8 protein-coding genes and 2 pseudogenes are annotated in these 8,924 nt (G+C 65.1%); 1 reads left to right on the top strand and 9 read right to left on the bottom strand.

Annotation, left to right across the window (positions count from 1 at the left end; all coding sequences use genetic code 11):
- Positions 1-257: 257 nt before the first annotated feature.
- The 6 genes and pseudogenes from ABFX45_RS45410 to ABFX45_RS46795 all read right to left on the bottom strand — a co-directional run.
- Positions 258-395: a hypothetical protein gene (locus ABFX45_RS45410; protein WP_346137298.1), complete on the bottom strand. Its 138-nt coding sequence runs from the start codon at positions 393-395 to the stop codon at positions 258-260.
- Positions 396-545: 150 nt separating this feature from the next.
- On the bottom strand, positions 546-1,502 hold the full coding sequence (locus ABFX45_RS45405; protein WP_346137297.1) for a terpene synthase family protein: 957 nt from the start codon (positions 1,500-1,502) through the stop codon (positions 546-548).
- Between the two features lie 391 nt (positions 1,503-1,893).
- A complete protein-coding gene (locus ABFX45_RS45400) occupies positions 1,894-2,883 on the bottom strand; it encodes a polyprenyl synthetase family protein (RefSeq protein WP_346137296.1) in 990 nt (329 codons plus the stop codon).
- Between the two features lie 105 nt (positions 2,884-2,988).
- The gene (locus ABFX45_RS45395) at positions 2,989-3,153 is read right to left on the bottom strand and encodes a hypothetical protein (protein ID WP_346137295.1); all 165 of its coding nucleotides are present in this window, start codon (positions 3,151-3,153) and stop codon (positions 2,989-2,991) included.
- Between the two features lie 47 nt (positions 3,154-3,200).
- Complete coding sequence (locus ABFX45_RS45390; protein WP_346137294.1) at positions 3,201-4,370, bottom strand: hydroxymethylglutaryl-CoA synthase; 1,170 nt, start codon at positions 4,368-4,370, stop codon at positions 3,201-3,203.
- 46 nt (positions 4,371-4,416) lie between these two features.
- Positions 4,417-4,800 (bottom strand): annotated as a pseudogene (locus ABFX45_RS46795) (hypothetical protein); the annotation flags it as partial.
- 69 nt (positions 4,801-4,869) lie between these two features.
- Here ABFX45_RS46795 and ABFX45_RS45385 point away from each other — a divergent pair.
- Positions 4,870-5,004 carry a hypothetical protein gene (locus ABFX45_RS45385; protein ID WP_346137293.1) on the top strand — a complete coding sequence of 45 codons (135 nt, stop codon included), beginning with the start codon at positions 4,870-4,872 and terminating at the stop codon, positions 5,002-5,004.
- Between the two features lie 54 nt (positions 5,005-5,058).
- Here ABFX45_RS45385 and ABFX45_RS45380 read toward each other — a convergent pair whose 3' ends face one another.
- The 3 genes and pseudogenes from ABFX45_RS45380 to ABFX45_RS45370 all read right to left on the bottom strand — a co-directional run.
- Positions 5,059-6,321: a phosphomevalonate kinase gene (locus ABFX45_RS45380; protein WP_346137292.1), complete on the bottom strand. Its 1,263-nt coding sequence runs from the start codon at positions 6,319-6,321 to the stop codon at positions 5,059-5,061.
- The gene (gene mvk, locus ABFX45_RS45375) at positions 6,311-7,090 is read right to left on the bottom strand and encodes a mevalonate kinase (RefSeq protein WP_346137291.1); all 780 of its coding nucleotides are present in this window, start codon (positions 7,088-7,090) and stop codon (positions 6,311-6,313) included. Before mvk ends, ABFX45_RS45380 begins: the two co-directional genes overlap by 11 nt.
- 1,685 nt (positions 7,091-8,775) lie before the next feature.
- Positions 8,776-8,924 (bottom strand): annotated as a pseudogene (locus ABFX45_RS45370) (ketol-acid reductoisomerase); the annotation flags it as partial.

The following is an 8,924-nucleotide window of genomic DNA, read 5'->3' as shown; positions in this document are numbered from 1 at the left end:
TTCACCCCGCACCCGCGTTCACACACCGAGGCCTGGTCACACTGGCGACGACGCCACCAACACCGCGCCCGGCAATGCCACTACCAGCGACGACTCAAAGATCACGGCCTGCGGCTGTAGTACTAGGTGTTCGTCAACGCGTACGTCCACCGCCACGAACCCTTCACCCTTCCGGTTCGAAAGAGATCTCGACCTGGGCAGGTGGCCGGGAAACGGTCCAGGTGCCAGTGTGTTGCACTGGGGGCTGACCCTGCCGGTCAGTCAATTCCTCGCACGATTCCGGTCTCGAGATTTTCAGCGTCATCGAACCACTCGGCGCGCAACGGAATGGTGCAAAGAGTGGGGAAGTCATCGAACCTCGGTTCGTCGCTGCGCACCTGATCCTGAACGTTCATGGCCGCCTCCGATGGCAGTGTCAACAACACTGACAACTCTACTTCAACCGAACTGTGAGGTTCATCTCGTTGTTCCGTTGGTCGGAACAGGTGTTTGCATGCCCCGAAGACCGGTGTATGTGGTGCACCACATACACCGGTCTTCGTGCACTAAGCCGCTGGGGCGGTGATTGGATCGTTCGCCCACCAGGCGATGCCAGGCGGCTGAGGATATTCCCGGATGTGGCAGTCACGTTCATCGGAAACCGCGACAGTGGTGCGGTCCGGGCGGCGGTAGCGCGCAGTGTTGGCGCTCCAGTCGAGATTTCCTCGGATCCACGCTGAGAGTCCGCCGATGTATTGCCGAGTCTGGGAGGAAATGAAAGTTTCGGTCTGGTCGCGCAGTTCGATGTAGCGGGCCAGTGCAGCGTCACGAAATGCGATGGCTGAGGGCAAGGCGTTCTCAGGGGTGACGCCGTCCTGGTTGGCGATGACGTCAACGAGGTTGATCCTGTCGTCGCCACGCTCGTGTTCCTTGTAGTAGGACGCGATGTCGTTGTCCCAGCCGACCAACGAGCAGGTCATCTCGGTGAGTGCTCGGACTGCGGGCAGGTCGATCTCCGTCGCGGGCACCTCGTAACCTTCGGCGATGTCCAGCGTCATCGCGCAGAGTTCCATGCTGCCGTTGCGGATACGCGCCACCGCGTACTGGTCGAGTGTTGGTGTGGTGCCGGTGCTGCGGAAGGCGGCTTCCCGGACCTGGTAGCTGAAATAGCCCTTCATGGCGTGCACCCGGCGCGCAGTCTGCACCGGGCTGGCGAGCACGTCGAGCCGTCGGTGCAAGTCGGCGAGGGATCGAGCAAGCGGACTGGGGGGACGTGGTGTGCCCGGTCTCGGTGATCGGCCCATTTCGGCGACCAGAACAGCCATGGACGTCGGATCATGGCTGTAGCGACCCTCGTCGCAGTACGCGTCGTCGAACGCGAACAGCCACATCAGACTGTCCGTGGAAAATGGGCCTGGCGGATCATCGCTGACGAGAATGGTTCGTCCGGCGAGTTCACCGGCAATGATCGCCCGCAACCGTCCTGTCTCGCGCTGCTCGTCGTCCAGCTCGAAGCTCTCCAACCAGGCGACGGTATCGCGTTCCATTGCTGCCAGTTGGGGTGAAGCCCCGGTGGAAAAGGGTACCCGAGCAAGGTGGTATCGCTGATGGTCATGCCGCTCAAACTTCTAATCAATTCTTGTTCGTGGTGGTGAGATGTACTTCGAGTTCGTGGACATGTTCCGGTCCCGGTCATTGATGGACGGGCGCGCGTCAAGACCCGGGCGGCGAGCATTGAGTCCAGTTCGGCATACGTTTTCCGTACTCGGGCAAGCCTTTGTTGCAGTGCGTGGCGCGTAGAAACATATCCATAGCCCGCTGCAATGTTGCGAAAAACCTGGAGAAGCTCTCGTGACGATCTTCGCGGTTCTTCGTCAAGTCGGCCGGTTCAACATCTTTGGCCAGTACCTGGTGTCACCTGTTCCGGTTGATCATCAGCTTGGCGAGTACGCGCAGCGCTTCGTCTGTGCCGATGCGGCCGTCCACCGCGTCCAGGGAGTCGAGCGCAAGTTCGTAACAGCGCTCGGCTTCCATTTCCGTCCATTCTTTGCCGCCCGCACGTGCGACCAGGTCGACCGCGTGCGGCACCAGGTCCACCGTGATTGCTTGTGCCCGGTACAGCTCGGTGAGCTCGTCGCCCGCGGCCGTGCCGGACTGCATCGCGGCCACCACTGGCATGCTCTTCTTGTAGCGGAGCAGGTCGGCACCGGCCGGTTTACCCGTCAAAGCAGGGTCGCCGAAGAGGCCGAGTACGTCGTCGACCAGCTGGAACGCGAGTCCCACGTGGTGCCCGAACTGACGCAACGCGGCTGTCTGAGCCGGCGATGCGCCGCTGGCCATGGCGCCGAGCGCGCAGGCACTCGCCACGAGTGCCGCCGTCTTACCTCCCGCCATCTCCAGGTAGTCAGCGGGTGATACGTGGAGCTGCTTCTCCAGGAGCATGTCCTGGTGCTGGCCGGCGCACAGCGCGATCACCGTGGAGTTCAGCTCCGCGCACAGTTCGATCGAGTCGTCGTGGTGGGTGAGCACCTGGCTCGCCAGCGCCAACAACGCGTCACCGATCAGAATGGCATGGGGCACACCGAACTGCGCCCAGACGGTCGGCCTGCCTCGGCGGGTCCGATCGCCGTCCAGAACATCGTCGTGCACCAACGAGAAATTGTGCGCCAGTTCGACTGCGACACCGACACGCACTGCCGTGTCCGACACCTGGCCGCTCACCGCACGAGCGGCACTCAACGCGAACGCCGGGCGAACCATCTTGCCCGTTGCCCCGGTGATGTGGTTGCCGCCGGCATCCCACCAGCCGAAGTGAAACCCCGCACCGATGCGCAGCGGTTCCGGCAGCTGGGCAATGGCGGCGCGCAATGGTCCGTCGATCTGATCGGCACTTCGGCGGAGCACCTCAGTGGCCGTAACCACAGTGCTGTTGGTAGTCACTTGAACCTGCCTTCACTCGCAGCGTCTCTGACATCTGGCTTTGGAACGGGACGGAGAAGTGCAGCCGTATCACCACGCCTCGGGTTCAGCTGCACGCAGACGAGGCCATCGGATGTGGGTCTTGCGCGTGATCCACTCGTCCGTCACGCCGGTCGTTGCGGCGACTTCGGCGTTGCTGACCGCGTGGTCAGGCAAGTAGCTACCGGTCCCGATGATGCCGATGGGGTGGCGCATGGCGTTCCCCTCCTTTCCCGACGAGGTCGGTCGGTTCGCCGGATTGTTCAGCTGTGCTCATAGAGGCGCTTGTGCCCGGAAAGGCCGGCGAAGCGGAACTCGCCGGTGGTTTGCCTTGGCGTCAGGTGATGTCCGCCGTCTTCCGGCAGCGACCGGCTGTGCAATGCCCGGTAGGTGTCGTAGTCGATCGGCCGTCGGCGTTCGATGACGTAGCGGTGGTTCTCGGTGCGCAGGTGGTCCAGGTAGCCGGGAACGACAGTTCCGCCGAAGAACTCGGCGACACAACCGGATCCGTAGCCGGCGAAGGCGATCGGCCGGTCGGTGAGATCACCCGCGTGGTCGAGCAGCGACGCGAGGGCCAGATAGACCGATGCCGTGTACGAGTTGCCCACGACCTCGTTGTAGGCGGTCGTCAGCCGGAGCATCGCCGACATCCGGCCCTCGTCGAGGTCGTGTCCCGCGGTGCTGAACAGGTGCCGATGGGCCTTGAACGCCATCTTCGTGAACGGCTGGTGGTAGCAGAACGCGCCGAACTCGTGCAGCGCCCTGCCGCCTTGCTCCGTGTAGTCCTTCCAGGTCCCTTCCAGCGCCTGCAGGTAGGCGGAGAAGGACTCCTGGCCCGCGACGAGCGCTGTGCTGCGGTAGTTGGGGCGCCAGAATTCCATGACGTCGGAGGTGTGCAGGCCGGACAGCGGTTCCACGCGGATGAGTGTGGGATTCGCGCCGACCAGCATGGCCACCGCAGCGGCGCCCTGGGTGGCCTCGCCGGGGCTGTCGAGCTCGTAGCGCGAGATGTCGCTGGCGATCACGAGAACCTGCTGCGAGGGGTCCCGGTGGGCGAGGCCCATGGCGAACTGCAGCGCCGCGGTGCCCGAGTAGCAGGCCTGCTTCAGCTCGACGACCCTGGTCGACGGTTGGAGGTTCAGCAGCGAGTGGACGTAGACACCGGCCGCCTTGGACTGGTCGATCGACGTCTCGGTGCCCAGCACGACCGTCCGGATCCGGTCGGTGCCCCAGCGCTCCACGATCGGTGCCGCCGCGGCCGCCGCCATGGTGACGATGTCCTCGTCCGCCGCGGGGATGCTCATCGACCGCTGGCCGATACCGATGTGGTACTTGTCGACGTCGGCACCCGTATGCGCGGCGAGCTCGGTGTGCGGGAGGACGAACTCCGTGGTCGCGAAGGACAGGTCGTGAATCCCGACGGGTGTGTTCATGACTGGCTTCCGATCTTCTCGCTGGATCGTTCCAGTGGACATGCGCCCGCATCAGCTCGCCGGGGTTCGTTTGCGCGGCGAGGAGGGAGAGTGCGCCGTACAGCACCGTGGCCGCCGCGAGCACTGCGAGCCTCCTCGCGTTCTCGCCGTGCGCGCGCTCGGCCCTGCACCCCAGCCGGGTCAGATTGGTCTCCACGAAGGGGAGGTTCTTGCCGTTGCCGACGGTTCCGACGATGAGGTTCGGGATGGTGCAGGAGAAGTAGAGGTCGCCGTCGCGGTCCTCGGCCACGGTGACGCCCTGCGAACCTTCGACGATGTTGGCCGCGTCCTGCCCGGTCGCCAGGTAGAACCCCAGCAGCATGTTCGCGTAGTGCGCGTTCGCCTGTAGCGGTACTACTCCCGAAATGCGCCCACCCAGCGCGCATGCGATCGATGGCGCGCTGGTCCTGGTTGCAGAAGAGCGATTCCGCAGTCACCGCCGCCCGCACCCGAGTGCGTGGTGGATGAACTCGACATCGTCGAACTCGTTGCCACCACCGAGCTGATGCTGCTCGACGGCGAGCCGAACGTGGTCGGTTCTTGCGGTCAGCGATCACCTGCGGGCACCCTCTCTGGTTCGGACATGTGGACCTGATGCCCGGCAGGGGCTCGAGCAGGTACGTGAGGAGCCGGTCGGCCGTCGGCGTCGTCATGTTGTGTCCGGAGGCATCTCCGGCGGAGAACTCGAACCGGAGGAACAACAGGTTCGCCGTGATCTCATGGCGGACGTTGACCAGGTCTGCGAACCGGCTGCACGAGCGGACAACCAGTTCCGGATTCCGTCGCTGGCGAGGATGTCCGAGGTGGACGCAGGCCGGCCAGTCCAGCCGACCACGACCGCGAGGTCGCGGGGCGGAGGCAACTGCCGAACATCGAACCCCGGGGAGGACGCTTGGAGCGCACCCGTGAGACCTTTCCGGCGAGCGAGATCGGCAACTGCGGAGCGGTCGGGGGCCTTGTAGGAGATCCAGCCACCCCAGGTGCTGGCCGCGAGATCACCACCGGACGTGCGCGCGTCGACTCGGATGGAGGCCAGCAGCGCCAAGCGAAAGCGTTCCTCGGTGGTGAGCCGGACCCCGCAGTAGACCAGCAGCGCGTCGATCGTCGCCACCGTGACCGCGCCACTGGAGCCGAGACCGAACTTCACGCCGTGATCGCGCAGTCCATTGTGGATCGAAAGCTGGACTTGCGGTACGGGAAGAGCCCACTCGGTCAGCAGTTCGCCCACCACCTCGACCGCGGTCACGACCGGACGCGGTCCGACGGCCTGTGGAAACCCGTTTGCCGTTCGCGACAGGCTTGTCGGCCGGTCGGTGAGGTCCGAGATGACCACCAGATCCTCGTCGGCCGGTGTCACGCTGACGGTGACCTCTCGATCGACCGCGGCCAGGATGGCGGAGGAACTCGGTTCCAGCACCGCGTATTCGCCGGCGACGAACAGCTTGCCGGGAGCGCTTCGAACGATCGTCCCGCTCACGTCCGCACCAACCTGGCGGCAGGACCGACCTCGGCCACCGCGGGTCGGACAGCCCGCCGCGCGTACCGCCGCGGCGACAGTGTCAGCGTCTGCCCGGTGACACAGAATCTTGACGTTCGGCCCAGCGTCCATCGTGGCGTAAGCGGACACCCCGGCGCGCCGCAGTTCGAGCATGGCGTCGAGCACGGTCACTGTCGCCGGCGTGAAGTACCGCACAGCCGGTCGGGCCGCCAGCATCGTGGCGTGCATTCCCAAGGCGTTGCGTTCGGCGATCTCACCGACGCCATCGGGGTTTCCTTGTGCCAGGGCATCCCGCATCTCCTTCAGATCGGCCGCGGCCGAGCCTATGACCAGTTCCGTGTCCCGCTTACCCCAGTACTTGACCAGGGCGACGTTGACATGAGCGGTCGCCGTCGCCTGCGTGTCACCGGCCATCGCGGGTGTACCTCCCCACAGGCACGGTCCAGGTCCGGACCGCGCCCGCCGCACGCAGCGCGCGGCTCACCCGCCAGGCGTCCTTCCCTTCCTGAGCCAGCGCGATGAGGCAGCCGCCCAGACCTCCTCCGCTGATCTTGGCGCCGAGTGCTCCCGCGGACACTGCCGCGGCGGCCATCGTGTCGATCAACGTGGTGCTCAGACCCAGGTCCCGCAAGATGGCGTGACATTCGGTCATCGACCTGCCGAGCCCGCTCGGGTCTCCTCCCGTGAAGTCCCGCGCGGCCGAGCGCACCAGTTCGGAAACCGTGTTCGCGAACTTCCCCGAAGCTCTCGGCCGTTGTTCGAAAGCCTTGCGCACCATGCAGACCGCGTCTATGGTGCGGCCGGCCACGCCGCTGTGCGCGATCACGAACAGACCGTCGAACCCGACCTGCACGTGCTGGGCGACGCCGTTCTCGAACAGCAATGGGGCGACGGCACCTGTGGTGATGGCGTCCACGCCGCTGGCCCTCCCATGGGCGGCGTTCTCCGCGACCTGCACCAACTCGTACACCTCCTGGGGGTGCAACTCACGGCCGAGCAGGTTGGCCAGCGCGAGCACGACCGCCCGCGCACACGCGGCACTGGAGCCGAGTCCCCGGCCTGCTGGGATTTCGCTCTCCAGCACCACTTCGACGCGCAGACCGCCGTTGCCACCGGTCAGCACCTCTGCGATCTGCAGCAGTCCGGGACAGGGGTACGGCGTTGTCCCGGTCGGGCCGCGCATCAGGTCGGGCCCGGTTCGGTGAACTGAGTGGCGTGCGCGGTCATGGTCAATCGCGGTAGCGGAATGGCCAGAGCCGGGGAGCCGTACAGGACAGTGTGTTCGCCGAGCAGGATGCCCTTCGCGTGAGCGCGGCCGGATCCTGATGCGGTTCGCATTCGCGGCGGCGGCACGATCTGAGCGCGGGGGTCGCCGGATCCAGATGCAAGCTGCGCTCTGGGGGACTGGCTCTCGGTCGTCAGGAGCTCCATAGGTAGTCCCACCTCACTGGCACCAGAGCGCGCCCTCGGTCCACACGCGGCACTGGCTCAACGAGTGCACATACGTTGTCAAAAATGATCGATAAATTGCTTTCGCGTGTTATCTGCCTGTCCGCTCATCGCTCCATGGAATGCAGGATCGGTGTAGGAAATGTAGGAGTTAGCCCGCGAAATGAACCGTCTCGGCACGCCATGGTCGGCTCGGATCTTTCGAGCGCGAGGTCCGCTGCCACAGTCGGGCGCTGGCTGATCGCGGCAACTATAAAGCGGTGGTACTAGCACGGCGCTACGAATTTCGACTGACTTTCGTGAGCGTGCGGGCGGTGGTGTTCTCCTTCGTCGCTCGTGCAGCCTCGTGCCCGAGTCAACCTTGCTCGACTGTGATCGCGCCTGCTAGATGCCGTTCCGCCTACAGGGACACTTTCGTCTGTGGTGGTCAGGCCGCTGCGGTCACGTACCGCGCCAGGTGCGGCAACGTCAATGCCGAGGGGTGCCCTGTTAGCTCACGCAGTCATCGTCCAACAGTGTGACATGGCGGCGTCACGTTCCCCGGCGAACGGGTAGAGGGGCAAAGGAGAACGTCCTGCAGGGCATTTCTGCAGTCCTTTCCTTAACTTGTGCGGCATCGTTCCACTGCCATGGTTCGAAGACTTCTTCGTGACCGTGGCGACGGATTGTGCTTGATCGAGGCGCGGTGAGCTTCGAACGAGGCCGGCTTCGTGGTGAGTGCGGTCACGCCGCCGCTCATGCGTTGCGGCGTGGTGCAAGAAGGGGTCAACACCAGCTGTTCGTCGTGCCGTACGTGTACGCAAGCTGCGCAGCCTGGGCGTGAACCTGATCGAACCGGACCGAGAAACGCGAGGTGCCAGTGACCGACTTGCGATCTCCTGCGATCGACACGCCGAGCTCGCTCAGCCGGCTCCGTGTGGCGGCTGATCACTACCGCGAAGCCTTCGGCTGGGAGACCGAAGCCTCTGGGCAAACCGTGGTCGCCACACTCGGTGGCGCACTCGGAGCCGTTGCCGTGGCAGCAACCCGAATACGCGATGTCCTCGCGCCGATCGCGACAATGGGCGAGCCGTGTCCCACTCTCGTGATCCCGCGTTCCACGACGCCGAGCTGGGTCGTGCTCGTCGACACACGTGACTACCTGCCCGACGGTGTGGTCCCCGGCGGCTTGCAGGTGTTGCCCATGTTCACCAGGTTGCCGCTACCTCCGTCCACATTGGATGCAGGCGTGGTGCGGTGGCTGGTCGAACTCGATTACCAGAAACGCTGGCTGCCGTCAGTCGCTTCGGTGTTGCTCGCTGGTGCGTGGAACGCGGGCCATGAGCGTCGCGGTGGTCGGCCGATTCGGAGCCGGCCGACCACCGCAGGTGCGAACCGTGGCGGAACGGGCGGCTGAGCGCCACCCGCGGAGAGCTGAAGTCAGACAGTCTCGGTGATGGGCCGGTCGACCCACGACATCATGTCGCGGAGCTTCTTGCCGGTGGCCTCGATCGGGTGGTTCTCGCCCTCCTGCTGCAGCTTGCGGTAGTTGGCGCGGCCGTTGTCGTCCTCGGCGACCCACTCGGAGG

This window comes from Lentzea roselyniae (genome assembly GCF_039537795.1).
GTDB lineage: Bacteria > Actinomycetota > Actinomycetes > Mycobacteriales > Pseudonocardiaceae > Lentzea > Lentzea atacamensis.
Note: the sequence above shows the minus strand (reverse complement) of the source record. Positions and strands in the feature narration are given on the sequence as shown.

Bases quoted from the DNA above. Each gene is read 5' to 3' on its own strand.
- ABFX45_RS45410 (WP_346137298.1), bottom strand. From the start codon at position 395: ATGAACGTTCAGGATCAGGTGCGCAGCGACGAACCGAGGTTCGATGAC.
- ABFX45_RS45395 (WP_346137295.1), bottom strand. From the start codon at position 3,153: ATGCGCCACCCCATCGGCATCATCGGGACCGGTAGCTACTTGCCTGAC.
- ABFX45_RS45390 (WP_346137294.1), bottom strand. From the start codon at position 4,370: ATGAACACACCCGTCGGGATTCACGACCTGTCCTTCGCGACCACGGAG.
- ABFX45_RS45380 (WP_346137292.1), bottom strand. From the start codon at position 6,321: ATGGCCGGTGACACGCAGGCGACGGCGACCGCTCATGTCAACGTCGCC.
- mvk (WP_346137291.1), bottom strand. From the start codon at position 7,090: ATGCGCGGCCCGACCGGGACAACGCCGTACCCCTGTCCCGGACTGCTG.